This is a genomic window from Microvirga medicaginis (genome assembly GCF_052658925.1).
Window position 1 is genome coordinate 46,546 of record NZ_JBQWEL010000011.1, and the last position, 24,220, is coordinate 70,765.

The 24,220-nt window shown below is 62.6% G+C and carries 24 protein-coding genes and 3 tRNA genes; all 27 read left to right on the top strand.

Annotation, left to right across the window (positions count from 1 at the left end; genetic code table 11):
• The first annotated feature begins 34 nt into the window (after window positions 1-34).
• Window positions 35-119: transfer RNA gene (locus ACUXUR_RS15055), tRNA-Tyr, on the top strand.
• Window positions 120-136: 17 nt separating this feature from the next.
• Window positions 137-210 (top strand) — tRNA-Gly (locus ACUXUR_RS15060).
• A gap of 225 nt (window positions 211-435) precedes the next feature.
• Window positions 436-1,626, top strand: a complete 1,191-nt coding sequence (tuf, locus tag ACUXUR_RS15065; RefSeq protein ID WP_445503177.1) for an elongation factor Tu — start codon at window positions 436-438, stop codon at window positions 1,624-1,626.
• Window positions 1,627-1,672: 46 nt separating this feature from the next.
• A tRNA-Trp gene (locus ACUXUR_RS15070) sits at window positions 1,673-1,749 on the top strand.
• A gap of 159 nt (window positions 1,750-1,908) precedes the next feature.
• Window positions 1,909-2,109: a preprotein translocase subunit SecE gene (gene secE / locus ACUXUR_RS15075; protein WP_047192276.1), complete on the top strand. Its 201-nt coding sequence runs from the start codon at window positions 1,909-1,911 to the stop codon at window positions 2,107-2,109.
• 12 nt (window positions 2,110-2,121) lie between these two features.
• The gene (gene nusG, locus ACUXUR_RS15080) at window positions 2,122-2,655 is read left to right on the top strand and encodes a transcription termination/antitermination protein NusG (RefSeq protein ID WP_445503178.1); all 534 of its coding nucleotides are present in this window, start codon (window positions 2,122-2,124) and stop codon (window positions 2,653-2,655) included.
• 168 nt (window positions 2,656-2,823) lie between these two features.
• On the top strand, window positions 2,824-3,252 hold the full coding sequence (gene rplK / locus ACUXUR_RS15085; RefSeq protein WP_047192274.1) for a 50S ribosomal protein L11: 429 nt from the start codon (window positions 2,824-2,826) through the stop codon (window positions 3,250-3,252).
• 10 nt (window positions 3,253-3,262) lie between these two features.
• Window positions 3,263-3,961 carry a 50S ribosomal protein L1 gene (gene rplA / locus ACUXUR_RS15090; RefSeq protein ID WP_445503179.1) on the top strand — a complete coding sequence of 233 codons (699 nt, stop codon included), beginning with the start codon at window positions 3,263-3,265 and terminating at the stop codon, window positions 3,959-3,961.
• Between the two features lie 547 nt (window positions 3,962-4,508).
• Window positions 4,509-5,027: a 50S ribosomal protein L10 gene (gene rplJ / locus ACUXUR_RS15095; protein WP_445503180.1), complete on the top strand. Its 519-nt coding sequence runs from the start codon at window positions 4,509-4,511 to the stop codon at window positions 5,025-5,027.
• A gap of 51 nt (window positions 5,028-5,078) precedes the next feature.
• Window positions 5,079-5,453 (top strand): 50S ribosomal protein L7/L12, encoded by a 375-nt coding sequence (gene rplL, locus ACUXUR_RS15100; RefSeq protein WP_047192271.1) that lies wholly within the window; start codon window positions 5,079-5,081, stop codon window positions 5,451-5,453.
• A gap of 242 nt (window positions 5,454-5,695) precedes the next feature.
• The gene (gene rpoB, locus ACUXUR_RS15105; RefSeq protein ID WP_445503181.1) at window positions 5,696-9,856 is read left to right on the top strand and encodes a DNA-directed RNA polymerase subunit beta; all 4,161 of its coding nucleotides are present in this window, start codon (window positions 5,696-5,698) and stop codon (window positions 9,854-9,856) included.
• Window positions 9,857-9,968: 112 nt separating this feature from the next.
• Window positions 9,969-14,144 carry a DNA-directed RNA polymerase subunit beta' gene (rpoC, locus tag ACUXUR_RS15110; protein ID WP_445503182.1) on the top strand — a complete coding sequence of 1,392 codons (4,176 nt, stop codon included), beginning with the start codon at window positions 9,969-9,971 and terminating at the stop codon, window positions 14,142-14,144.
• A gap of 568 nt (window positions 14,145-14,712) precedes the next feature.
• Window positions 14,713-15,084 (top strand): 30S ribosomal protein S12, encoded by a 372-nt coding sequence (gene rpsL, locus ACUXUR_RS15115; RefSeq protein ID WP_019400023.1) that lies wholly within the window; start codon window positions 14,713-14,715, stop codon window positions 15,082-15,084.
• Between the two features lie 32 nt (window positions 15,085-15,116).
• Window positions 15,117-15,587 (top strand): 30S ribosomal protein S7, encoded by a 471-nt coding sequence (gene rpsG, locus ACUXUR_RS15120; RefSeq protein ID WP_445503183.1) that lies wholly within the window; start codon window positions 15,117-15,119, stop codon window positions 15,585-15,587.
• Between the two features lie 18 nt (window positions 15,588-15,605).
• Window positions 15,606-17,681 carry an elongation factor G gene (gene fusA, locus ACUXUR_RS15125; RefSeq protein ID WP_445503184.1) on the top strand — a complete coding sequence of 692 codons (2,076 nt, stop codon included), beginning with the start codon at window positions 15,606-15,608 and terminating at the stop codon, window positions 17,679-17,681.
• 45 nt (window positions 17,682-17,726) lie between these two features.
• A complete protein-coding gene (tuf, locus tag ACUXUR_RS15130; protein WP_445503177.1) occupies window positions 17,727-18,917 on the top strand; it encodes an elongation factor Tu in 1,191 nt (396 codons plus the stop codon).
• 66 nt (window positions 18,918-18,983) lie between these two features.
• Window positions 18,984-19,292, top strand: coding sequence for a 30S ribosomal protein S10 (rpsJ, locus tag ACUXUR_RS15135; protein ID WP_009764298.1), 309 nt, complete (start codon window positions 18,984-18,986; stop codon window positions 19,290-19,292).
• 47 nt (window positions 19,293-19,339) lie between these two features.
• Window positions 19,340-20,068 carry a 50S ribosomal protein L3 gene (gene rplC, locus ACUXUR_RS15140; RefSeq protein WP_445503185.1) on the top strand — a complete coding sequence of 243 codons (729 nt, stop codon included), beginning with the start codon at window positions 19,340-19,342 and terminating at the stop codon, window positions 20,066-20,068.
• The gene (gene rplD / locus ACUXUR_RS15145) at window positions 20,068-20,688 is read left to right on the top strand and encodes a 50S ribosomal protein L4 (RefSeq protein ID WP_116529219.1); all 621 of its coding nucleotides are present in this window, start codon (window positions 20,068-20,070) and stop codon (window positions 20,686-20,688) included. The genes rplC and rplD overlap by 1 nt, the downstream gene beginning before the upstream one ends.
• On the top strand, window positions 20,685-20,981 hold the full coding sequence (locus tag ACUXUR_RS15150; RefSeq protein ID WP_047186989.1) for a 50S ribosomal protein L23: 297 nt from the start codon (window positions 20,685-20,687) through the stop codon (window positions 20,979-20,981). Before rplD ends, ACUXUR_RS15150 begins: the two co-directional genes overlap by 4 nt.
• Before the next feature lie 20 nt (window positions 20,982-21,001).
• Entirely contained in the window at window positions 21,002-21,838 is an 837-nt protein-coding gene (rplB, locus tag ACUXUR_RS15155) for a 50S ribosomal protein L2 (protein ID WP_445503186.1), read from the top strand.
• A 15-nt stretch (window positions 21,839-21,853) separates the two neighbouring features.
• A complete protein-coding gene (gene rpsS, locus ACUXUR_RS15160; protein WP_047186987.1) occupies window positions 21,854-22,132 on the top strand; it encodes a 30S ribosomal protein S19 in 279 nt (92 codons plus the stop codon).
• Window position 22,133: 1 nt separating this feature from the next.
• Window positions 22,134-22,514, top strand: a complete 381-nt coding sequence (rplV, locus tag ACUXUR_RS15165) for a 50S ribosomal protein L22 (RefSeq protein WP_047186986.1) — start codon at window positions 22,134-22,136, stop codon at window positions 22,512-22,514.
• An 11-nt stretch (window positions 22,515-22,525) separates the two neighbouring features.
• On the top strand, window positions 22,526-23,230 hold the full coding sequence (rpsC, locus tag ACUXUR_RS15170) for a 30S ribosomal protein S3 (protein ID WP_445503187.1): 705 nt from the start codon (window positions 22,526-22,528) through the stop codon (window positions 23,228-23,230).
• A gap of 24 nt (window positions 23,231-23,254) precedes the next feature.
• On the top strand, window positions 23,255-23,668 hold the full coding sequence (gene rplP, locus ACUXUR_RS15175) for a 50S ribosomal protein L16 (RefSeq protein ID WP_047186984.1): 414 nt from the start codon (window positions 23,255-23,257) through the stop codon (window positions 23,666-23,668).
• Window positions 23,669-23,680: 12 nt separating this feature from the next.
• Entirely contained in the window at window positions 23,681-23,893 is a 213-nt protein-coding gene (gene rpmC / locus ACUXUR_RS15180; RefSeq protein ID WP_047186983.1) for a 50S ribosomal protein L29, read from the top strand.
• 12 nt (window positions 23,894-23,905) lie between these two features.
• On the top strand, window positions 23,906-24,145 hold the full coding sequence (rpsQ, locus tag ACUXUR_RS15185) for a 30S ribosomal protein S17 (protein WP_116529224.1): 240 nt from the start codon (window positions 23,906-23,908) through the stop codon (window positions 24,143-24,145).
• The last annotated feature ends 75 nt before the right edge of the window (window positions 24,146-24,220 follow it).

Consider the following 24,220-nt stretch of genomic DNA (forward strand, 5'->3'; position numbering starts at 1 on the left):
TGAAGACCTCGGCGCACTGCGTCTTGGTTGGCAAGGGGGAATGTCCCGAGCGGCAAAGGGGGCGGACTGTAAATCCGCTGGCTATGCCTTCGTAGGTTCGAGTCCTACTTCCCCCACCATCCAACCAGCAGGGCAAGCGGGTGTAGCTCAATGGTAGAGCAGCAGCCTTCCAAGCTGAATACGAGGGTTCGATTCCCTTCACCCGCTCCAGCTCTTCCTCTCAATTCCATTCCTGTACGATTGCCCTCTTTTCAGCCTAAGCTTTGCTTTGGCTGGGTGATGGACGCGTTAAAAAACCTCGATAGCGGGGCTTTGGGACGGCTTCTTCGATAATTACCTTCTGCAAGATTGAAATTGGCACTTGCGCATTTGGCGTAACCGCAATATCGGGACGCCTCGGGTTTTTTGTTCCTGGCCTATGTAAGGTAGAAATCAATGGCGAAGGAAAAGTTTGAGCGGACGAAGCCGCACTGCAACATCGGGACGATTGGTCACGTCGACCATGGCAAGACGTCTCTGACGGCGGCGATCACGAAGGTTCTGGCCGAGTCGGGCGGTGCGACGTTCACCGCCTACGACCAGATCGACAAGGCGCCGGAGGAGAAGGCGCGCGGCATCACGATCTCGACCGCGCACGTGGAGTACGAGACCACGAACCGGCACTATGCCCACGTCGACTGCCCCGGCCACGCCGACTACGTGAAGAACATGATCACCGGCGCGGCGCAGATGGACGGCGCGATCCTGGTGGTGTCGTCGGCGGACGGCCCGATGCCGCAGACCCGCGAGCACATCCTGCTGGCGCGTCAGGTCGGCGTGCCGGCGCTGGTGGTGTTCATGAACAAGGTCGACATGGTCGACGATCCGGAGCTTCTGGATCTGGTCGAGCTCGAGGTGCGCGAGCTGTTGTCGAAGTACGACTTCCCCGGCGACGACATTCCGATCGTCAAGGGCTCGGCGCTGTGCGCGCTCGAAGACCGCCAGCCGGAGATCGGCCGTGACGCGGTTCTGAAGCTGATGGCCGAGGTTGACCGCTACATCCCGCAGCCGGAGCGTCCGATCGACCAGCCGTTCCTGATGCCGATCGAGGACGTGTTCTCGATTTCGGGCCGCGGCACGGTGGTGACGGGGCGCGTCGAGCGCGGCGTGATCAAGGTCGGCGAGGAGGTCGAGATCGTGGGTCTGCGCGACACGCAGAAGACGACGGTGACCGGCGTCGAGATGTTCCGCAAGCTGCTCGACCAGGGCCAGGCCGGCGACAATGTCGGCGTGCTGTTGCGCGGCACGAAGCGCGAGGACGTGGAGCGCGGCCAGGTGCTGTGCAAGCCCGGCTCGATTAAGCCGCACACCAAGTTCAAGGCCGAGGCCTACATCCTGACCAAGGAGGAGGGCGGCCGTCATACGCCGTTCTTCGGCAACTACCGGCCGCAGTTCTACTTCCGCACGACCGACGTGACCGGCGTGGTGAAGCTGCCCGAGGGCACCGAGATGGTGATGCCGGGCGACAACATCACGATGGAAGTCGAGCTGATTGCGCCGATCGCCATGGAGGAGAAGCTGCGCTTCGCCATCCGTGAGGGCGGCCGCACCGTCGGCGCCGGCGTCGTCGCCGCCGTGATGGATTAAGACGAAACCGGGTGGCGGATAAGCCGCCACCCGCCGACCCGCTCGCAGGAGTGTAGCTCAATCGGCTAGAGCACCGGTCTCCAAAACCGGGGGTTGGGGGTTCGAGTCCCTCCACTCCTGCCAGCGGGTCGACAAAGCGGACGTTTTCGATTAAGAGGCGTCCTCAAGATGGTTTGAACAGGTGGCGCGAGGCTAAGAACAGCCTCGCGCCCCTTCAATTTGGGCTCAAGCGTGCCCTTAGGGACGTTCGCAGCCTCTCAAAAGCCTGTGGACGCAAGCGAAATGGCGAAGACGAACCCGTTCGATTTCATACAGCAGGTCCGCTCGGAAGCCGCGAAGGTGACCTGGCCGACGCGCAAGGAGACCATGATCACCACTGCCATGGTGTTCGTGATGGTCGTGGTGGCGAGCGTATTCTTTCTGGTCGTCGATCAGGCGATCGGTTGGGGCGTCCGCTCGGTGATCCTTGGGCTTGGCGGTTAAGGGGTGGATGGCATGACGAAGCGTTGGTATATCGTCCACGCCTACTCGAATTTCGAAAACAAGGTGGCTCAGTCGATCAAGGACCAGGCAGCGCAGCGCGGCCTGGAGGACAAGTTCGACGAGGTCATGGTGCCGACCGAGAAGGTCGTCGAGGTGCGCCGCGGCCGTAAGGTCGATACCGAGCGCAAGTTCTTCCCGGGTTACGTCCTGGTGAAGTGCGACCTGACCGACGAGGTCTACCACCTCATCAAGAATACGCCGAAGGTGACGGGCTTCCTGGGCGCCGACAAGGCCAAGCCGGTTCCGATTCCGGACCGCGAGGCCGAGCGCATCAAGGGTCAGGTGGCAGAAGGTGTCGATCACCCCAAGCCTTCCGTCAGCTTCGAGGTTGGCGAGCAGGTGCGCGTCTCCGACGGCCCGTTCGCATCCTTCAACGGCGTCGTCGAGGAAGTCGACCATACCCGCGCCCGCCTCAAGGTCGCAGTGTCCATCTTCGGTCGCGCGACGCCGGTCGAACTCGAATACGGACAGGTCGAAAAGATCTGATCCGGTTAAGGCCGGCGCCCCAAAGGTGCCGCCTTTCGGCTCTCTTGAGAGCCTTCATCCGCGGGAGGTCTGCCCGGTCGCCAGCCGGGGACAACAGGCTGTACCGCGATCTGCAACTACCACTTGGTTCGGTTGGCTCCGGGCGGGTGGTCCATTGGGAGCAGTCCTATGGCAAAGAAAATTTCGGGCTATGTTAAGCTGCAAGTGCCCGCCGGCGCGGCCAACCCGTCGCCGCCGATCGGTCCTGCGCTGGGTCAGCGCGGTCTGAACATCATGGAGTTCTGCAAGGCCTTCAACGCGAAGACCGCGCAGATGGAGAAGGGCACCCCGATCCCGGTGATCATCACCGCCTATCAGGATCGTTCCTTCACCTTCGAGATGAAGCAGCCCCCGGTCTCGTACTTCCTCAAGAAGGCCGCGAAGATCGACAAGGGGTCGCAGACTCCCGGCAAGGGCGGCACCGTCGGCCGCGTCACCCGCGACCAGATCCGCGAGATCGCCGAGAAGAAGATGGCCGATCTCAACTGCGACACCGTTGAATCCGCCATGGCCATGATCGAGGGCTCCGCGCGCTCGATGGGCATGGAAGTGGCGTAAGGAGGGCACGATGGCTAAGGAAGGTAAGCGCATCCGCGCAGCCCGTGAGGGCATCGATGCCGCCAAGCTGTATCCGCTTCAGGATGCAGTGAAGCTGATCAAGGACCGCGCCAAGGCGAAGTTCGACGAGACCATCGAGATCTCGATGAACCTGGGCGTCGATCCCCGTCACGCCGACCAGATGGTTCGTGGCGTCTGCAACCTGCCGAACGGCTCTGGCCGTACGGTGCGCGTGGCCGTGTTTGCCCGTGGTCCGAAGGCCGAAGAGGCCAAGGCTGCCGGTGCCGACATCGTGGGCGCCGAGGACCTCTTCGAGACCGTCAACGGCGGCACGATCGACTTCGATCGCTGCATTGCCACCCCGGACATGATGGGCCTCGTCGGCCGCCTCGGTAAGGTGCTCGGCCCGCGCGGCCTGATGCCGAATCCGCGCGTCGGCACGGTCACCATGGACGTCAAGAGTGCCGTCGAGGCTGCCAAGGGCGGCGCCGTCGAATTCCGCGTCGAGAAGGCTGGTATCGTCCATGCCGGTATCGGCAAGGCCTCCTTCGACGAGGGCAAGCTCGTGGAGAACATCAAGGCTTTCGCCGATGCCGTCTCCAAGGCGAAGCCTACGGGCGCCAAGGGCACCTACATCCAGCGCATCGCCGTCTCCTCGACGATGGGCCCGGGCGTGAAGGTCGACCCTTCGTCGGTCCTCAACGGCTAATCGACCGTTCGAATCGAACAGGAGAAGCCCGGCGCCTGTCGCCGGGCTTTTTCGTTAGCCTCCCGTTTCGGTTGAAAAGGGCAGGGCGGTGATACTAAGTTGCGTAAATAAAGCATCAAAAGCCCGCTAATGCCTCTTGGCAATCAGCCTGAGAAGGCTTATTAGAACGCGTTGAGTTTCCAACATATGCCGAGGCTGCGCTTTTGCGCGTGCTTCTGGCTGCCAATCCACTCCGGAGACGGAGTGGTGACAAGCCGGCGGGTCAAAGGGCAACCTTTGGCGCGTTCCGGCTATGTCCTGTCCGAGACTGCAGGTGCCGGCTTGTCCGGCTTAATTCGTGAGGGCCTGCATAGACGGGGAAGCCGAGTTTCATGTCTGTTCAATGCAGGCAGCGAGTATCGGTTCGAACCATCTCACCCTTTGCGCCGCCAGGCGTGACAGGGGGACAGGGCTTGCGAGAGCGCCGTTCGGGTGCCTCAGGTGCAAGCCTGGGCCTTGAACGGCAGGTGCAACCGGCGGACATATTCCGCCAACCGGAGAGAGCCCAGTGGATAGAGCAGCAAAAAGCGAGCTCGTCTCGACTCTCGGCGACGTGTTTTCCAACACGAGCGTCGTCGTCGTGGCCCACTATGCTGGCCTGACGGTCGCCGACATGCAGAAGCTGCGCACGCAGATGAAGCAGGCCGGCGCCACCGTGAAGGTCGCGAAGAACCGCCTCGCCAAGATCGCTCTCGAAGGCACGGACGTCGCGTCCATCTCGGGCCTTATGAAAGGTCCGACCCTGATCGCTTACTCGAGCGATCCGGTCGCGGCTCCCAAGGTCGCTGTCGATTTCGCCAAGGGTAACGACAAGCTCGTCATCCTCGGTGGCGCGATGGGCACGACCGCTCTGAACGTGGACGGAGTGAAGGCGCTTGCCACTCTGCCGTCCCTCGATGAACTGCGCGCTAAGCTGGTCGGCCTCGTTCAGGCCCCGGCCACGAAGATCGCTCAGCTCAGCACGGCGCCGGCGGCAAAGCTCGCCCGTGTGTTCGGAGCCTATGCCAAGACAGGCGAAGCGGCGTGAGGCCGTACCCTCAATCACTAACCCGTTCGAACCGAACTTAAGGATCCAAAAATGGCTGATCTTGCCAAGCTCGTTGACGATCTGTCGTCGCTGACCGTTCTCGAGGCCGCTGAGCTCTCGAAGATGCTCGAAGAGAAGTGGGGCGTTTCCGCTGCCGCTGCTGTGGCCGTTGCTGCTGCTCCTGGCGCTGCTGCTGCCGCTCCGGTTGAAGAGAAGACCGAGTTCACGGTCGTTCTCGCTTCGGCCGGCGACAAGAAGATCGAGGTCATCAAGGAAGTCCGTGGCATCACGGGCCTCGGCCTCAAGGAAGCTAAGGACCTCGTCGAAGGCGCGCCGAAGCCTGTCAAGGAAGGCGCTTCCAAGGACGAAGCCGAGAAGATCAAGGCGACCCTCGAGAAGGTCGGCGCCAAGGTCGAGCTTAAGTAATTTTGCGGCCTTAAGGCTGCAGGGTTACCCCCGAGAAATCGGGGCTCAGAAACACACGGTCCCAGGCAGTTTTGCTTGGGGCCGTTGTGTCGTCAAAGAGGCAGGGCTTCTGCGGCGGCATGATGAAGGGCTCGCAATGAGCCCGGGTTTGTTCGGAAAACCGGTGCTATTCGCCGGGCGGCTAATCCAGGGTCCCGATCCCCGGGGTTCTCGATTAGGCGTGTATGAGGAACGAGGTCCAGATGGCCAATACACTGATCGGCCGGAAGCGCATTCGCAAGTTCTTCGGGAAAATCAAGGAAGTGGCGGAGATGCCGAACCTCATCGAGGTTCAGAAGGCATCCTACGACCAGTTCCTGATGGTCGAAGAACCAAAGGGCGGCCGGCCGGAAGAGGGCTTGCAAGCCGTCTTCAAATCGGTTTTTCCGATTTCGGACTTTTCGAACACTGCTCTGCTCGAATTCGTGAAATACACGTTCGAGCCCCCGAAATACGACGTTGACGAGTGCCGTCAGCGCGGCATGACCTTTGCCGCTCCGCTGAAGGTGACGCTGCGTCTCATCGTGTTCGATGTGGACCCGGATACCGGCGCCCGCTCCGTGAAGGACATCAAGGAGCAGGACGTCTACATGGGCGACATGCCGCTCATGACCGACAACGGCACCTTCATCGTCAACGGCACCGAGCGCGTCATCGTCTCGCAGATGCACCGTTCGCCGGGCGTGTTCTTCGACCACGACAAGGGCAAGACGCACTCCTCCGGCAAGCTGCTGTTTGCTGCGCGCATCATCCCGTATCGCGGTTCCTGGCTCGACATCGAGTTCGACGCCAAGGACATCGTGTACGCCCGCATCGACCGTAAGCGTAAGATCCCGGTTACGTCGCTGCTCTACGCCCTGGGCCTCGACGGCGAGGAAATCCTCAACACCTTCTACAACCGCATCATCTACACCAAGACGAAGGATGGCTGGACCATTCCTTACGATGCGGAGCGCATGAAGGGCTTCAAGGCTTCCGTCGACCTCATCGACGCGAAGACCGGCGAGGTCGTGCTCGAGGCCGGCAAGAAGCTGACCGCTCGTGCCGCCCGCCAGCTCGCCGAGAAGGGCCTCAAGAACCTGCGCGTTACGGACGAGGATCTCGTCGGCCAGTACATCGCCGAGGATCTCGTCAACCCGCAGACGGGTGAGATCTATGCCGAGGCCGGCGACGAGCTGACCATGGCCGTGGACGCCAAGACTGGCGACCGCAAGGGCAACCTGGTTGATCTCATCGATCTGGGCTACACGGAAATCCCGGTTCTCGACATCGACCACGTCACTGTCGGTCCCTACATCCGCAACACGCTGGCCGTGGACAAGGCTTCCTCCCGCGAGGACGCTCTGTTCGACATCTACCGCGTCATGCGTCCGGGCGAGCCGCCGATCCTCGAGACGGCGGAAGCCATGTTCAACTCGCTGTTCTTCGACGCCGAGCGCTATGACCTCTCGGCTGTCGGCCGCGTGAAGATGAACATGCGCCTCGACCTCGATGCCGAGGACACCGTGCGCACGCTCCGCCGCGAGGACATCCTCGCGGTGACGAAGGCGCTCGTGGACCTGCGCGACGGCAAGGGCGAGATCGACGACATCGACCACCTCGGCAACCGCCGTGTGCGTTCGGTCGGCGAGCTCATGGAGAACCAGTACCGCCTCGGCCTGCTGCGCATGGAGCGCGCGATCAAGGAGCGCATGTCGTCCGTCGATATCGACACCGTCATGCCGCAGGACCTGATCAACGCGAAGCCTGCCGCCGCCGCCGTGCGCGAATTCTTCGGCTCCTCGCAGCTCTCGCAGTTCATGGACCAGACCAACCCGCTCTCCGAGGTCACGCACAAGCGTCGTCTCTCGGCGCTTGGCCCGGGCGGTCTGACCCGCGAGCGCGCCGGCTTCGAGGTGCGCGATGTGCACCCGACGCACTACGGCCGTATCTGCCCGATCGAGACGCCGGAAGGCCCGAACATCGGTCTGATCAACTCGCTGGCCACCTTCGCCCGCGTCAACAAGTACGGCTTCATCGAGACGCCGTTCCGCCGCGTGCGCGACAGCCGCGTCACGGACGAGGTCGTGTACCTCTCCGCAATGGAAGAGGCGAAGTACAACATCGCCCAGGCCAACTCGCCGCTGGATGCCAAGGGCACGCTCACCGAAGAGCTGGTGATCTGCCGTCGCGCCGGTGAAAACATCGTGGTCGCGCCCGATCGCGTGGACCTGATGGAGGTGTCGCCGAAGCAGCTCGTGTCGGTTGCGGCCGCTCTCATTCCGTTCCTCGAGAACGACGACGCGAACCGCGCTCTCATGGGCTCGAACATGCAGCGTCAGGCCGTGCCTCTGGTTCAGGCGGACGCTCCGTTCGTCGGCACCGGCATGGAAGCGGTCGTGGCCCGTGACTCCGGCGCTGCGATTGCGGCCCGCCGCACCGGCATCGTCGACCAGGTGGACGCGACCCGTATCGTTATCCGCGCGACGGAAAACACGGATCCGACCCGTCCCGGCGTCGACATCTACCGCCTGCAGAAGTTCCAGCGCTCCAACCAGTCGACCTGCATCACGCAGAAGCCGCTGGTGCGCGCCGGCGACATGGTCCGCAAGGGCGACATCATCGCCGACGGACCGTCGACGGAGTACGGCGAGCTGGCTCTCGGCCGCAACGTGCTCGTCGCGTTCATGCCGTGGAACGGCTACAACTTCGAAGACTCGATCCTCCTCTCCGAGCGCATCGTGAAGGAAGACGTGTTCACCTCGATCCATATCGAGGAGTTCGAGGTGATGGCCCGCGACACGAAGCTGGGTCCTGAGGAAATCACGCGCGACATTCCGAACGTATCGGAAGAGGCGCTGAAGAATCTCGACGAAGCCGGCATCGTGTATATCGGCGCCGAAGTCCATGCGGGCGATATCCTCGTCGGCAAGATCACGCCGAAGGGCGAAAGCCCGATGACGCCGGAAGAGAAGCTCCTGCGCGCCATCTTCGGTGAGAAGGCTTCCGACGTTCGCGACACCTCGCTGCGCGTGCCTCCGGGCGTGACCGGCACCATCGTCGAAGTCCGTGTCTTCAACCGTCACGGTGTCGACAAGGACGAGCGTGCCCAGGCCATCGAGCGCGAGGAGATCGAGCGTCTCGCCAAGGACCGCGACGACGAGCAGGCGATCCTGGACCGCAATACCTATGCGCGTCTGGCTGAGATCCTGACCGGCAAGAAGGGCGTGGCCGGGCCGAAAGGCTACAAGAAGGACACTCCGATCAACCGCGAGCTCCTCAACGAGTATCCGCGGTCGCAGTGGTGGCAGTTCGCGGTCGAGGACGATGCTCTGATGACCGAGATCGAGGCCATGCAGAAGCAGTACGACGAGTCGAAGAAGCGTCTTGAACAGCGCTTCCTCGACAAGGTCGAGAAGCTGCAGCGCGGCGACGAGCTTCCGCCCGGCGTCATGAAGATGGTCAAGGTCTTCGTGGCCGTGAAGCGCAAGATCCAGCCCGGCGACAAGATGGCTGGCCGTCACGGCAACAAGGGTGTCGTGTCGCGCATCGTTCCGATCGAGGACATGCCGTTCCTCGAGGACGGTACCCATGCGGATATCGTGCTCAACCCGCTCGGCGTGCCGAGCCGCATGAACGTGGGGCAGATCCTCGAGACGCACCTCGGCTGGGCTGCTGCCGGTCTCGGCAAGCAGGTCGCTCAGGCGGTCGATGCCTACATGAAGTCCGGTCAGTCAAAGGGGCTGCGCGATCAGCTGGTCTCGATCTACGGCAACCTGCCGGAAATCGAGCAGGCGTCCGACGACGAACTTGTGGAACTCGGCAACAAGCTGCGCCGCGGCGTTCCCTTCGCCACCCCCGTCTTCGACGGTGCGAAGGAGGCGGACATCGAAGCCATGCTCCAGAAGGCCGGCCTCGACCCGTCGGGTCAGGTCACGTTGTATGACGGCAAGACCGGCGAGCCTTTCGACCGCAAGGTCACGGTGGGCTACATCTACATGCTGAAGCTCCATCACCTCGTGGACGACAAGATCCACGCCCGCTCCATCGGCCCCTACAGCCTCGTTACCCAGCAGCCGCTGGGCGGCAAGGCCCAGTTCGGCGGCCAACGCTTCGGCGAAATGGAGGTCTGGGCGCTCGAGGCTTACGGCGCCGCCTACACCCTTCAGGAAATGCTCACGGTCAAGTCGGACGACGTGGCCGGCCGTACCAAGGTCTACGAAGCCATCGTTCGTGGCGACGACACCTTCGAGTCGGGCATTCCGGAGAGCTTCAACGTTCTCGTGAAGGAAATGCGTTCGCTCGGCCTGAACGTCGAACTGACCAACTCCAAGAAGGCTGCCAACGAGGCGGAGCAACTGCCTCCGTCCGAGGCCGCCGAGTAAGGTGCGAAAGCGCTTATCGATTTGAGGTTAAGGCCGCGGCATTTGAGCCGCGGCCCCATGCAATTGCCGGTGAGGGTGCTTATGTGAGCGCCCTTCAGCCCAGGAGACGGCGATGAATCAAGAGGTCATGAATCTCTTCAACCAGACGGCTCAGCCGCAGAGCTTCGATCAGATCAAGATCTCGATCGCGAGCCCTGAGAAGATTCTGTCCTGGTCCTACGGCGAAATCAAAAAGCCCGAGACCATCAACTACCGCACGTTCAAGCCCGAGCGCGACGGCTTGTTCTGCGCGCGCATCTTCGGCCCGATCAAGGATTACGAGTGCCTGTGCGGCAAGTACAAGCGCATGAAGTACAAGGGCGTGATCTGCGAGAAGTGCGGCGTGGAAGTCACGCTCGCCCGCGTCCGTCGCGATCGCATGGGCCATATCGAGCTCGCGGCTCCCGTCGCGCATATCTGGTTCCTCAAGTCCCTGCCGAGCCGCATCGGTCTGCTGCTCGACATGACCCTGAAGGATCTGGAGCGCATCCTCTATTTCGAATCCTACATCGTCGTCGATGCCGGCCTGACGCCCATGAAGGACCGTCAGCTGCTGACCGAGGAAGAGTATATCCGCGCCCAGGACGAGTACGGCGAGGACAGCTTCACCGCCATGATCGGCGCGGAAGCCATCCGCCGCATCCTGCAGGAACTCGACCTCGAGAAGACCGCCCAGGACATCCGTGAGGAAATCGCGGTCACCACGTCGGAGCTGAAGCCGAAGAAGCTCATGAAGCGCCTCAAGATCATCGAGGCGTTCATCCAGTCGGGCAACAAGCCCGAGTGGATGATCATGACCGTCGTTCCGGTGATTCCGCCGGACCTGCGTCCGCTCGTGCCGCTCGATGGCGGCCGCTTTGCGACCTCGGATCTGAACGACCTGTACCGCCGCGTCATCAACCGCAACAACCGCCTGAAGCGGCTCATGGAGCTGCGCGCTCCGGACATCATCGTCCGCAACGAGAAGCGCATGCTGCAGGAGGCGGTCGACGCCCTGTTCGACAACGGCCGCCGCGGCCGCGTCATCACCGGCGCCAACAAGCGTCCGCTGAAGTCGCTCGCCGACATGCTGAAGGGCAAGCAGGGTCGCTTCCGTCAGAACCTCCTCGGCAAGCGTGTCGACTACTCGGGCCGCTCGGTCATCGTGGTGGGCCCGGAGCTCAAGCTGCATCAGTGCGGCCTGCCGAAGAAGATGGCTCTCGAGCTGTTCAAGCCGTTCATCTACGCCAAGCTCGACGCACGCGGCCTGTCCGCCACCGTCAAGCAGGCGAAGAAGCTCGTCGAGAAGGAGAAGCCCGAGGTCTGGGATATCCTGGACGAGGTCATCCGCGAGCATCCGGTGCTGCTCAACCGCGCTCCGACGCTCCACCGCCTCGGCATCCAGGCCTTCGAGCCCACCCTCATCGAGGGCAAGGCGATCCAGCTGCACCCGCTCGTCTGCGCCGCGTTCAACGCGGACTTCGACGGCGACCAGATGGCCGTCCACGTGCCGCTCTCACTCGAGGCTCAGCTCGAAGCCCGCGTGCTGATGATGTCCACCAACAACATCCTGCACCCGGCCAACGGTCAGCCGATCATCGTGCCGTCGCAGGACATCGTTCTGGGGCTCTACTATCTCTCCATTGTCTCCGATGGCCAGCCCGGCCAGGGCAAGGCCTTCGCCGACATGGGGGAGATCGAGCATGCTCTGAACGAGAAGGTCATCACGCTCCACACCAAGATCCGCTACCGCTGGGAAGGCATGGGTGAGGACGGCAAGCCCTACACCAAGATCGTCGACACGACCCCTGGTCGCGTCATGCTCTCGCGCCTCCTGCCGAAGCATCCGGCCCTGTCCTTCGACGTCGTGAACAAGCTCATGACGAAGAAGGAGATCTCGGGCATGATCGATGCCGTCTACCGCCATTGCGGTCAGAAGGAATCGGTCATCTTCTGCGATCGCATCATGGGCCTCGGCTTCTACAATGCGTTCCGCGCCGGCATCTCGTTCGGCAAGGACGACATGGTGATTCCGGAGAACAAGTGGGAGATCGTCGAGGAGACCCGCGCTCTCGCCAAGGATTACGAGCAGCAGTACCAGGACGGCCTCATCACCCAGGGTGAGAAGTACAACAAGGTCGTCGACGCCTGGGCGAAGTGCTCGGATCGTCTGGCTGCCGAGATGATGAACCGCATCTCGACCGTCCAGAAGGACGAACTGGGCCGCGACAAGCAGGTCAACTCGATCTACATGATGTCCCACTCGGGCGCTCGTGGTTCGCCGGCTCAGATGAAGCAGCTCGCCGCGATGCGCGGCCTCATGGCCAAGCCGTCGGGTGAGATCATCGAGACGCCGATCATCTCGAACTTCAAGGAAGGCCTGGACGTTCTCGAGTACTTCAACTCGACCCACGGCGCCCGTAAGGGCTTGGCCGACACTGCGCTCAAGACCGCGAACTCGGGTTATCTGACCCGCCGTCTCGTGGACGTTGCGCAGGATGCGGTCATTCGTGAGCCGGATTGCGGCACCGACAAGGGCATCAAGATGCGCGCCATCATCGACGCCGGCCAGGTGGTCGCGTCGCTGGCCTCCCGCATCCTGGGCCGTTCCACGGCCGAGGATCTGGTCGCTCAGGATGGCACCGTGATCGTGCCCAAAGGCACGATGATCGAGGAGCATCACCTCGAAGCCATCGGCGCTGCCGGCATCCAGGAAGTGAAGATCCGTTCGGTGCTCGTCTGCGAGTCGAAGAACGGCGTCTGCGCCACCTGCTACGGTCGCGACCTGGCTCGCGGTACTCCGGTCAACCACGGCGAGGCTGTCGGTGTGATCGCCGCTCAGTCTATCGGCGAGCCGGGCACCCAGCTCACGATGCGGACCTTCCACATCGGTGGCGCGGCTCAGATCGCCGACTCGTCCTTCATCGAGTCGAGCTTCGAGGGCACGATCGGCTTCCGCAACAAGAACATTGCGCGCAACTCCGACGGCGATCTCGTCGTCATGGGCCGCAACGTAGCTGTTGTGATCACCGGTCCCGACGGCACCGAGCGTGCGGTCCACCGCCTGCAGTACGGTTCGCGTCTGAAGGTGGACGAGGGCGACACGATCAAGCGCGGTCAGCGTATCGCGGAGTGGGATCCTTACTCGCGTCCGATCCTGACCGAGGTCGAAGGCACCGTGGGTTACGAGGATCTCGTGGACGGCGCGTCGATGATCGAGTCCATGGACGAGTCCACCGGCATCGCCAAGCGTGTGGTCATCGACTGGCGCGGTTCGGCCCGTACGGCCGACCTCCGCCCGGCCGTGATCATCGAGGGCAAGGGCGGCAAGGTTGCCAAGCTCGCCCGCGGCGGTGACGCCCGTTACCTCCTGCCCGTGGACGCGATCCTCGCGGTCGATCCCGGCTCGAAGGTGAAGGCCGGTGACGTTCTGGCCCGTGTCTCGACCGAGAGCGCCAAGACCCGCGACATCACGGGCGGTCTGCCGCGCGTGGCGGAGCTGTTCGAGGCTCGTCGTCCGAAGGATGCGGCCATCATTGCGGAGAAGTCCGGTACGATTCAGTTCGGCCGCGACTACAAGAGCAAGCGTCGCCTGACGCTGAACCCGCACGATGGTTCGGAGCCTGTGGAGTACTTGATCCCGAAGGGCAAGCACATCCACCTGCAGGACGGCGACGTGGTCGAAATCGGCGACTTCATCGTGGACGGCAACCCGGCCCCGCACGACATCCTTGCGATCAAGGGCGTCGAGGAGCTGGCAGCTTACCTCGTGAACGAGATCCAGGAGGTCTATCGTCTCCAGGGCGTGCTCATCAACGACAAGCACATCGAGGTGATCGTTCGCCAGATGCTGCAGAAGGTTGAGATCACCGACGGGGGCGACAGCGAGTTCCTCGCCGGCGAGCAGGTGGACCGTCTCGAGTTCGAGGAGGCCAACGAGCGTCTCGCGGCCGAGAAGAAGAAGCCAGCCGAAGGCGTGCCGGTTCTGCTCGGTATCACCAAGGCCTCGCTGCAGACCCGCTCCTTCATCTCGGCGGCGTCCTTCCAGGAGACCACTCGCGTCCTCACCGAGGCGGCGGTCAACGGCAAGGTCGATACCCTCGAGGGCCTTAAGGAGAACGTCATCGTCGGCAGCCTCATCCCGGCTGGCACAGGTGCTCTGACGGCCCAGATCAAGGCCGTGGCCTCCCACCGCGACGAGCTGATCCTTCAGCAGAAGCGCTCGGAGTCCGCTGCCCAGGTCGGCGAGCTGCCCCCGGCAGCCGAGTAAGCGCTAGGCTCCATTGAGATTGGAAGGGCCGCCTCCGGGCGGCCCTTTCGTTTCTGGGCGCCGGGCAGGGGAAGCTTGACGGCGCCGGCTGACATTGCGGTATGATCGGATCGCCGACCAAGGGCATCGGTTCTGGGAAGTCACCTTCGCCGTCTTGCGAATACGACAAAGAATCCCAAAAAAGGGCCTGTCCCGGGCACGAGACCGTTCGTGGCGAAACCTTTCCGCTTGGTTAGCGGAAATCTGTTGACTTTCCCCGACTCGAGCGCTAGAGAGACCGGACTTTCCGGCTGGCCGTAGGTTTTCGCCAGTTGAAGCGCCTAGCTTCGACCGATGCCACCTAAACGCTGCCGAACTCAACCTTGACTGACACATGTCAGATTTAGGGCACGACCGCGATGCCAGATCATCGTGGTCCTCTGCAATCGCACCGCGCCAAGGGCCTTTCCGGGCCAATGGCGTGGCTTCGTTTTGTGCAACCCTATCGGTCCGCAGAAACGTTGGTGCGGCGTTAAACCGTTTGAGACACACAAAGGCCACTTCGGTGGCTGGTGAAAGAGGGCACAGGATGCCAACGATCTCTCAGCTGATCCGCAAGCCGCGGACGGCGCAAAAGAGCCGGAATAAGGTTCCCGCGCTTGAGGCCTGCCCGCAGAAGCGCGGCGTGTGCACGCGCGTCTACACCACGACCCCGAAGAAGCCGAACTCGGCTCTTCGTAAGGTCGCAAAGGTTCGTCTGACCAATGGCTTCGAAGTCATCGGTTACATCCCGGGCGAGGGCCACAACCTTCAAGAGCACTCCGTGGTCATGATCCGCGGCGGCCGCGTGAAGGACCTTCCGGGTGTTCGCTACCACGTTCTCCGCGGTGTCCTTGACACCCAGGGCGTGAAGAATCGTAAGCAGCGTCGTTCGAAGTACGGCGCGAAGCGGCCGAAGTAAGCCGTCAACATCAATTAGGTCGGAGCTCGCTCATGTCCCGCCGCCATAGCGCCGAAAAGCGTGAGATCATCCCGGATCCGAAGTTCGGTGATGTCGTCGTCACGAAGTTCATGAACTCCATCATGTACGACGGCAAGAAGTCCGCCGCCGAGCGTATCGTTTACGGTGCACTCGACGTCGTCGAAAGCCGTGCCAAGGCCAACCCGCTCGAGGTCTTCAAGCAGGCCCTCGACAACGTCGCTCCGGCGATCGAAGTCCGTTCCCGCCGCGTTGGCGGTGCGACGTACCAGGTTCCGGTCGAAGTCCGCGCCGAGCGCCGTCAGGCCCTCGCGATCCGCTGGATCATCCAGGCTGCCCGCGGCCGCAACGACAAGACCATGGTCGAGCGTCTCTCCGCTGAGCTGCTCGACGCCTCGAACAACCGCGGCAACGCCGTGAAGAAGCGCGAAGATACCCACCGTATGGCTGAAGCCAACCGTGCGTTCTCGCACTACCGCTGGTAACGGTAAGGAGCTTAAGCGATGCCCCGCACGCACGCGATTGAGGACTACCGTAACTTCGGCATCATGGCTCACATCGATGCCGGCAAGACGACGACGACTGAGCGCATCCTGTACTACACCGGTAAGTCCCACAAGATCGGTGAAGTGCACGAGGGTGCCGCTACCATGGACTGGATGGAGCAGGAGCAGGAGCGTGGCATCACGATCACGTCCGCTGCGACCACCTGCTTCTGGAACGGCAAGCGTCTGAACATCATCGACACTCCCGGCCACGTCGACTTCACCATCGAAGTGGAGCGCAGCTTGCGCGTCCTCGACGGCGCCGTCTGCGTGCTCGACGGCAACCAGGGCGTCGAGCCTCAGACTGAAACCGTCTGGCGCCAGGCCGACAAGTATGACGTTCCGCGTATCGTGTTCGTCAACAAGATGGACAAGACCGGCGCGAACTTCTTCAAGTGCGTGGCCGACATCATCGACCGCGTGGCCGGCAAGCCCGTCTGCCTCCAGCTCCCGATCGGCGCTGAAAGCGACTTCAAGGGCGTGATCGACCTGATCAAGATGAAGGCCATCGTCTGGTCCGGCGAAGCTCTGGGCGCTGCCTACAGCGAGCAGGACATTCCGGCTGACCTCGTCGATCAGGCTCAGGAATATCGCGGCAAGCTCATCGAGGCTGCGGTTGAGATGGACGACGAGGCCATGATGGCCTACCTGGACGGCCAGGAGCCGGACGAGGCGACCCTGCGCCGCCTGGTTCGCACCGCCGTACAGCGTCGCGCCTTCCACCCGGTTCTCTGCGGTTCGGCGTTCAAGAACAAGGGCGTTCAGCCGCTCCTCGACGCCGTCGTCGACTTCCTGCCGTCTCCCGTCGATCGCGGCGAGATCAAGGGCATCGACTTCAAGACCGAGGAAGAGACGGTTCGTCGGCCTTCCGACGAAGAGCCGTTCTCCATGCTCGCCTTCAAGATCATGGACGACCCCTTCGTGGGCACGATCACCTTCTGCCGCGTGTACTCGGGCAAGGTCGATGCTGGCGCTTCGATCCTGAACTCGACCCGCGACAAGAAGGAGCGCGTCGGCCGCATGCTCCTTATGCATGCGAACAACCGTGAAGACATCAAGGAAGCCTTTGCCGGCGACATCGTCGCTCTGGCCGGCCTCAAGGAAGTCCGCACCGGTGACACGCTCTGCGATCCTATCAAGGCCGTGATCCTCGAGAAGATGGAGTTCCCTGAGCCCGTCATCGAGATCGCCATCGAGCCGAAGTCGAAGGCCGACCAGGAGAAGCTGGGTCTGGCTCTCGCCAAGCTCGCCGCTGAGGACCCGTCCTTCCGCGTCTCCACCGACTCCGAGTCGGGCCAGACGATCCTGAAGGGCATGGGCGAACTGCACCTCGACATTAAGGTCGACATTCTCCGTCGTACCTACAAGGTCGATGCGAACATCGGTGCTCCGCAGGTGGCTTATCGTGAGACGATCACGAAGAAGACCGAAGTGGACTACACCCACAAGAAGCAGACCGGCGGTACGGGTCAGTTCGCTCGCGTGAAACTGGTCGTTCAGCCGAACGAGCCGGGTGCCGGCTTCTCGTTCGAGTCGAAGATCGTCGGCGGTGCTGTCCCGAAGGAATACATCCCGGGCGTCGAAAAGGGCCTGCAGTCGGTCGTGGGGGCTGGTGTCATCGCCGGCTTCCCGGTGGTCGATCTCAAGGTCGAGCTCATCGACGGCGCCTTCCACGAAGTCGACTCGTCGGCCCTGGCCTTCGAAATCGCCTCTCGCGCAGCTCTCCGTGAAGCTCTCCAGAAGGGCGCCTCGGTTCTGCTCGAGCCGGTGATGAAGGTCGAGGTTGTGACCCCTGAGGACTACACGGGTTCGGTCATCGGTGACCTGAACTCCCGTCGTGGCCAGATCCAGGGTCAGGACATGCGCGGCAATGCCGTGGTCATCAATGCGATGGTCCCGCTCGCCAACATGTTCGGCTACGTGAACACCCTGCGCTCGATGAGCCAGGGCCGGGCCAACTACACCATGCAGTTCGACCACTACGAACAGGTGCCGTCGAACGTGGCTGCCGAGGTTCAGGCGAAATACGCCTGAACCCACTAAAGCGAATATTGGAATATCAAAGGAACGGGTGCCACGATGGCGAAGGAAAAGTTTGAGCGGACGAAGCCGCACTGCAACATCGGGACGATTGGTCACGTCGACCATGGCAAGACGTCTCTGACGGCGGCGATCACGAAGGTTCTGGCCGAGTCGGGCGGTGCGACGTTCACCGCCTACGACCAGATCGACAAGGCGCCGGAGGAGAAGGCGCGCGGCATCACGATCTCGACCGCGCACGTGGAGTACGAGACCACGAACCGGCACTATGCCCACGTCGACTGCCCCGGCCACGCCGACTACGTGAAGAACATGATCACCGGCGCGGCGCAGATGGACGGCGCGATCCTGGTGGTGTCGTCGGCGGACGGCCCGATGCCGCAGACCCGCGAGCACATCCTGCTGGCGCGTCAGGTCGGCGTGCCGGCGCTGGTGGTGTTCATGAACAAGGTCGACATGGTCGACGATCCGGAGCTTCTGGATCTGGTCGAGCTCGAGGTGCGCGAGCTGTTGTCGAAGTACGACTTCCCCGGCGACGACATTCCGATCGTCAAGGGCTCGGCGCTGTGCGCGCTCGAAGACCGCCAGCCGGAGATCGGCCGTGACGCGGTTCTGAAGCTGATGGCCGAGGTTGACCGCTACATCCCGCAGCCGGAGCGTCCGATCGACCAGCCGTTCCTGATGCCGATCGAGGACGTGTTCTCGATTTCGGGCCGCGGCACGGTGGTGACGGGGCGCGTCGAGCGCGGCGTGATCAAGGTCGGCGAGGAGGTCGAGATCGTGGGTCTGCGCGACACGCAGAAGACGACGGTGACCGGCGTCGAGATGTTCCGCAAGCTGCTCGACCAGGGCCAGGCCGGCGACAATGTCGGCGTGCTGTTGCGCGGCACGAAGCGCGAGGACGTGGAGCGCGGCCAGGTGCTGTGCAAGCCCGGCTCGATTAAGCCGCACACCAAGTTCAAGGCCGAGGCCTACATCCTGACCAAGGAGGAGGGCGGCCGTCATACGCCGTTCTTCGGCAACTACCGGCCGCAGTTCTACTTCCGCACGACCGACGTGACCGGCGTGGTGAAGCTGCCCGAGGGCACCGAGATGGTGATGCCGGGCGACAACATCACGATGGAAGTCGAGCTGATTGCGCCGATCGCCATGGAGGAGAAGCTGCGCTTCGCCATCCGTGAGGGCGGCCGCACCGTCGGCGCCGGCGTCGTCGCCGCCGTGATGGATTAACAAGAGAGGATCAAAGGACAGCGGCCGGCTCCGGCTCGGCCGCTTCCCTTGTTGAATGGATAAGCCATGAACGGTCAAAACATTCGTATTCGCCTTAAGGCGTTCGACCACCGGATCCTCGACGCTTCGACACGGGAAATCGTGTCGACTGCGAAGCGGACCGGCGCCCAGGTTCGCGGGCCCATCCCGCTGCCGACGCGCATCGAGCGCTTTACGGTTCTTCGCTCGCCGCACATCGACAAGAAGTCGCGCGAGCAGTTCGAGATGCGCACTCATAAGCGTGTTCTCGATATCGTGGACCCCACCCCGCAGACGGTTGATGCTCTGATGAAGCTCGATCTCGCTGCTGGTGTGGACGTGGAAATCAAGCTCTAAGCCGTTGGGCTTGGAGCTTTCGGTAGACACGCCGAGAGGATACGCACATGCGCTCAGGCGTCATTGCACAGAAAGTCGGGATGACCCGCATCTTCACGGATGCCGGTGAGCATGTCCCGGTCACGGTTCTGAAGGTCGACAACTGCCAGGTCGTCGCCCACCGGACCAAGGAAAAGAACGGCTACACCGCGCTGCAGGTCGGCGTCGGCAAGGCCAAGGTAAAGAACGTTTCGAAGGCCGAGCGCGGACGTTTCGCCGTCGCTCAGGTCGAGCCGAAGCGCAAGCTCGCGGAATTCCGCGTCTCCGAGGATGCCATCATCCCGGTCGGCGCCGAAATCACCGCTGATCACTTCATTGCCGGTCAGTTCGTGGACGTCACGGGCATCACCACCGGTAAGGGCTTCGCGGGCGGTATGAAGCGCTGGAACTTCGGCGGTCTGCGCGCCACTCACGGCGTGTCGGTCTCCCACCGCTCGATCGGTTCGACCGGTGGCCGCCAGGATCCGGGCAAGACGTTCAAGAACAAGAAGATGCCGGGTCACCTGGGTGTCGAGCGCGTCACCACGCAGAACCTGCGTGTCGTGTCGACCGACGTCGAGCGCGGTCTGATCCTCGTCGAAGGCGCCGTTCCTGGCGTCGCCGGCGGCTGGATCTTCGTCCGCGATGCGGTGAAGCGGAAGCTGCCGAAGGAAGTGCCGATGCCCGGCGCGTTCCGCTCGGCCAACGATGCTGCACCGGCCCCCCAGGCTGAGCTGGCCCAAGAGGAGAATGCGTGATGAAGCTTGATGTCACCACGCTTGAGGGCAACAAGTCCGGCTCCGTCGAGCTGAACGAGGCCATCTTCGGTCTCGAGCCGCGCGCCGATCTGCTGGCCCGTTGCGTCCGCTGGCAGCTCGCGAAGCGCCAGGCCGGCACGCACGCCGTCAAGAATCGTTCGGACATCGACCGGACGACGAAGAAGGTCTACAAGCAGAAGGGCACCGGCAGCGCCCGTCATGGTGCTGCGAGCGCTCCCCAGTTCCGGGGCGGCGGTCGTGCCTTCGGCCCGCAGGTTCGTAGCCATGCTCACGACCTGCCGAAGAAGGTCCGCGCTCTTGCTCTGAAGCATGCGCTCTCGTCCAAGGCCAAGGACGCTTCGCTCGTCGTTCTCGACGATGTGACGCTCTCCGAGCCCAAGACGAAGGCTCTCGTCGAGCGCTTCGGCAAGCTCGGCCTCGGCAATGCCCTGATCATCGGCGGCGCTGAGATCGAGACGAACTTCCAGCGGGCTGCTCGCAACATCCCGAACATCGACGTCCTGCCGGTGCAGGGCATCAACGTCTATGACATCCTGCGTCGCGAGAAGCTCGTTCTCACGAAGGCAGCTGTCGATGCGCTGGAGGCGCGCTTCAAATGAGCCTGGACCCGCGCCATTACGATGTGATCGTAAGCCCGGTCATCACCGAGAAGGCGACCGCTCTTTCCGAGCAGAACAAGGTCGTGTTCAAGGTGCGCCCGGATGCGACGAAGCCGCAGATCAAGGAAGCGGTTGAGAAGCTGTTCGATGTCAAGGTGAAGAGCGTCAACACGCTCGTCACCAAGGGCAAAGTGAAGTTGTTCCGCGGCACCCGCGGCCAGCGGTCGGACGTGAAGAAGGCGGTTGTGACCCTCGAAGAGGGCCAGACCATCGACGTCACGACGGGCCTCTGATCGGTTGAGAGAGTGATCCGATGGCTTTGAAAACGTTCAAACCAATCACCCCCGGCCTGCGCCAGCTGGTGATCGTCGACCGCAGCGAGCTCTATAAGGGCAAGCCGGTCAAGAAGCTGACGGAGGGCAAGAGCTCCTCCGGCGGCCGTAACAATCTGGGTCGTGTGACCGTCCGCTTCCGTGGCGGTGGTCATAAGCGTACCCTGCGCCTTGTCGACTTCAAGCGTCGCGGCCGTATGGGCGATGTGGCGAGCGTGGAGCGGATCGAGTACGATCCGAACCGCACCGCCTTCATCGCACTCATCCGTTACGCCGACGGCGAGCTCTCCTACATCCTGGCCCCGCAGCGTCTGGCTGTCGGCGATCAGGTAGCGGCTGGCGAGCAGGTCGACATTAAGCCGGGCAACGCGATGCCGATCGGCAACATGCCGGTGGGAACGATTATCCACAACGTCGAGCTGAAGATCGGCCGTGGCGGCGCTCTGGCCCGCTCTGCCGGTACCTATGCTCAGATCGTGGGTCGTGACCAGGGCTACGTGACGGTCCGCCTGAACTCCGGCGAGCAGCGCATGGTCCATGGCCAGTGCTTCGCCAGCGTCGGCGCGGTGTCGAACCCGGACCACATGAACACCTCGATCGGTAAGGCCGGCCGTAACCGCTGGCTGGGCAAGCGTCCGCACAACCGCGGCGTCGCCATGAACCCGATCGACCACCCGCACGGTGGTGGTGAAGGTCGTACCTCCGGTGGCCGCCATCCGGTGTCCCCGTGGGGCGTTCCCACCAAGGGCAAGAAAACCCGTTCGAACAAGCGGACCGACAAGTTCATTGTGTCGAGCCGCCACGCTCGGAAGAAGTAAGGATAGAGGCACGTCATGGCACGTTCGCTTTGGAAGGGTCCGTTCGTCGACGGCTACCTCCTCAAGAAGGCCGAGGCTGCCCGTTCTTCGGGCCGCAACGAGGTCATCAAGATCTGGAGCCGCCGCTCCACGATCCTCCCGCAATTCGTGGGCCTCACGTTCGGGGTCTACAATGGTCAGAAGCACATTCCCGTTCTCGTGAGCGAGGAAATGGTGGGTCACAAGTTCGGCGAGTTCTCGCCGACCCGCACTTTCCACGGCCACGCGGCGGACAAGAAGGCGAAGAGGAAGTAAGATGGGTAAGGCCGCGACTCCTCGCGCATTGAGCGACAACGAGGCTCAAGCCGTCGCTCGCATGCTGCGCGTCAGCCCCCAGAAGCTCAATCTTGTTGCGGCCCTTATCCGCGGCAAGAAGGTTTCTGCGGCTCTCGCCGATCTCGAGTTCTCCCGCAAGCGCATCGCTCGCGACGTGAAGAAGTGCCTCGAGAGCGCCATTGCTAACGCCGAGAACAACCACAACCTTGATGTGGACGATCTCGTCGTCAGCCAAGCATACGTCGGCAAGGCGCTCGTCATGAAGCGCTTCCACGCCCGGGCCCGTGGCCGGGGTGCTCGTATCGAAAAGCCGTTCTCGAACCTCACGATCGTGGTTCGGGAAGTTGCCGAACAGGCATAAAGGAGAACCAGATGGGTCAGAAAGTTAACCCGATCGGTCTTCGGCTCGGCATCAACCGGACCTGGGACTCGCGCTGGTTCGCCGGCAAGGGCGAGTACGCCAAGCTGATGCACGAGGACATGGCGATCCGCGAAGCTCTCATGAAGCAGCTGAAGCAGGCCGCCGTCTCGAAGATCGTCATCGAGCGTCCGCACAAGAAGTGCCGCGTCACCATTCACTCCGGTCGTCCGGGCGTGGTGATCGGCAAAAAAGGTGCCGACATCGAGAAGCTCCGCAAGACCGTCGCCAAGATGACGGACGCGGATGTGTCGATCAACATCGTCGAAGTCCGCAAGCCGGAAGTCGATGCCACCCTGGTGGCCGATTCGATCGCTCAGCAGCTCGAGCGTCGCGTCGCGTTCCGCCGCGCCATGAAGCGCGCCGTTCAGTCGGCGATGCGTCTGGGCGCCGAAGGCATCCGTATCAACTGCTCGGGCCGTCTGGGTGGCGCTGAAATCGCCCGCCTGGAATGGTACCGCGAGGGCCGCGTTCCGCTGCATACGCTGCGTGCGGATGTCGATTACGGCGTGTCCACCGCGTACACCACCTATGGCACCTGCGGCATCAAGGTCTGGATCTTCAAGGGCGAAATCCTTGAGCACGATCCGATGGCCCAGGACAAGCGGATGAGTGACGAAGGAGGCCGCTCTGGTGGCCGCCGCGAGCAGGCGGCGTAACGGAGAGGTCAGGAGAGGTTTGCCATGTTGCAACCGAAGAAAACGAAGTTCCGTAAGCAGTTCAAGGGCCGCATTTCCGGCACTGCGAAGGGCGGTACGGACCTCAACTTCGGCCAGTTCGGCCTGAAGGCGATGGAACCCGAGCGTATCAACGCTCGTCAGATCGAGGCGGCACGCCGCGCCATCACCCGCGCCATGAAACGCGCGGGCCGTGTGTGGATCCGGATCTTCCCGGACGTGCCGGTTTCGACGAAGCCGACCGAAGTGCGTATGGGTAAGGGCAAGGGCGCTCCCGAATACTGGGCGGCCAAGGTAAAGCCCGGCCGTATCATGTTCGAGATCGACGGCGTGCCGGAGGATATCGCCCGCGAGGCGCTCCGTCTCGGCGCTGCCAAGCTCCCGATCAAGACGCGCTTCATCCAGCGCATTGCCGAGTAAGGAGAGGGAATCATGAAGTCCAAAGAGCGATTCTCTAACCTCAAGGCCATGTCCGCTGACCAGCTGTCGGACGAGCTGCTCAACCTGAAGAAAGAGCAGTTCAACCTCCGCTTCCAGCGCGCCACGGGCCAGCTCGAGAACACCGGACGCGTCCGTGAAGTCCGTCGGGACATCGCCCGCGTCAAGACGCTGCAGCGCCAGAAGGCCGTTGCGGCTAAGGCTTAAGAGGAAATCAAGATGCCGAAGCGCGTTTTGCAGGGCGTCGTTGTCAGCGATAAGCAGGACAAGACGGTCGTTGTGAAGGTGGAGCGTCGTTTCACGCACCCGGTTCTGAAGAAGACCGTGCGTAAGACGAAGAACTACCACGCTCATGACGAGAACAACACTGCCAAGGTGGGCGACACGGTCTTCATCGAAGAGACCAAGCCGTTCTCCAAACTAAAGACCTGGGTGCTCGTCGACCAAGCGAAGGCCTAAAAAGCCTTTTTCTTGGGGTTGTCTAGCAGGGGCGGTTCGTGTATACGACCGCCTCTCTCGACATTTGAAGGGCAG

What these genes read in the sequence shown, in the direction of transcription:
- tuf (WP_445503177.1), top strand. Translation starts at nt 436, where the DNA reads ATGGCGAAGGAAAAGTTTGAGCGGACGAAGCCGCACTGCAACATCGGG.
- secE (WP_047192276.1), top strand. Translation starts at nt 1,909, where the DNA reads ATGGCGAAGACGAACCCGTTCGATTTCATACAGCAGGTCCGCTCGGAA.
- nusG (WP_445503178.1), top strand. Translation starts at nt 2,122, where the DNA reads ATGACGAAGCGTTGGTATATCGTCCACGCCTACTCGAATTTCGAAAAC.
- rplK (WP_047192274.1), top strand. Translation starts at nt 2,824, where the DNA reads ATGGCAAAGAAAATTTCGGGCTATGTTAAGCTGCAAGTGCCCGCCGGC.
- rplA (WP_445503179.1), top strand. Translation starts at nt 3,263, where the DNA reads ATGGCTAAGGAAGGTAAGCGCATCCGCGCAGCCCGTGAGGGCATCGAT.
- rplL (WP_047192271.1), top strand. Translation starts at nt 5,079, where the DNA reads ATGGCTGATCTTGCCAAGCTCGTTGACGATCTGTCGTCGCTGACCGTT.
- rpoB (WP_445503181.1), top strand. Translation starts at nt 5,696, where the DNA reads ATGGCCAATACACTGATCGGCCGGAAGCGCATTCGCAAGTTCTTCGGG.
- rpoC (WP_445503182.1), top strand. Translation starts at nt 9,969, where the DNA reads ATGAATCAAGAGGTCATGAATCTCTTCAACCAGACGGCTCAGCCGCAG.
- rpsL (WP_019400023.1), top strand. Translation starts at nt 14,713, where the DNA reads ATGCCAACGATCTCTCAGCTGATCCGCAAGCCGCGGACGGCGCAAAAG.
- rpsG (WP_445503183.1), top strand. Translation starts at nt 15,117, where the DNA reads ATGTCCCGCCGCCATAGCGCCGAAAAGCGTGAGATCATCCCGGATCCG.
- fusA (WP_445503184.1), top strand. Translation starts at nt 15,606, where the DNA reads ATGCCCCGCACGCACGCGATTGAGGACTACCGTAACTTCGGCATCATG.
- tuf (WP_445503177.1), top strand. Translation starts at nt 17,727, where the DNA reads ATGGCGAAGGAAAAGTTTGAGCGGACGAAGCCGCACTGCAACATCGGG.
- rpsJ (WP_009764298.1), top strand. Translation starts at nt 18,984, where the DNA reads ATGAACGGTCAAAACATTCGTATTCGCCTTAAGGCGTTCGACCACCGG.
- rplC (WP_445503185.1), top strand. Translation starts at nt 19,340, where the DNA reads ATGCGCTCAGGCGTCATTGCACAGAAAGTCGGGATGACCCGCATCTTC.
- rplD (WP_116529219.1), top strand. Translation starts at nt 20,068, where the DNA reads ATGAAGCTTGATGTCACCACGCTTGAGGGCAACAAGTCCGGCTCCGTC.
- ACUXUR_RS15150 (WP_047186989.1), top strand. Translation starts at nt 20,685, where the DNA reads ATGAGCCTGGACCCGCGCCATTACGATGTGATCGTAAGCCCGGTCATC.
- rplB (WP_445503186.1), top strand. Translation starts at nt 21,002, where the DNA reads ATGGCTTTGAAAACGTTCAAACCAATCACCCCCGGCCTGCGCCAGCTG.
- rpsS (WP_047186987.1), top strand. Translation starts at nt 21,854, where the DNA reads ATGGCACGTTCGCTTTGGAAGGGTCCGTTCGTCGACGGCTACCTCCTC.
- rplV (WP_047186986.1), top strand. Translation starts at nt 22,134, where the DNA reads ATGGGTAAGGCCGCGACTCCTCGCGCATTGAGCGACAACGAGGCTCAA.
- rpsC (WP_445503187.1), top strand. Translation starts at nt 22,526, where the DNA reads ATGGGTCAGAAAGTTAACCCGATCGGTCTTCGGCTCGGCATCAACCGG.
- rplP (WP_047186984.1), top strand. Translation starts at nt 23,255, where the DNA reads ATGTTGCAACCGAAGAAAACGAAGTTCCGTAAGCAGTTCAAGGGCCGC.
- rpmC (WP_047186983.1), top strand. Translation starts at nt 23,681, where the DNA reads ATGAAGTCCAAAGAGCGATTCTCTAACCTCAAGGCCATGTCCGCTGAC.
- rpsQ (WP_116529224.1), top strand. Translation starts at nt 23,906, where the DNA reads ATGCCGAAGCGCGTTTTGCAGGGCGTCGTTGTCAGCGATAAGCAGGAC.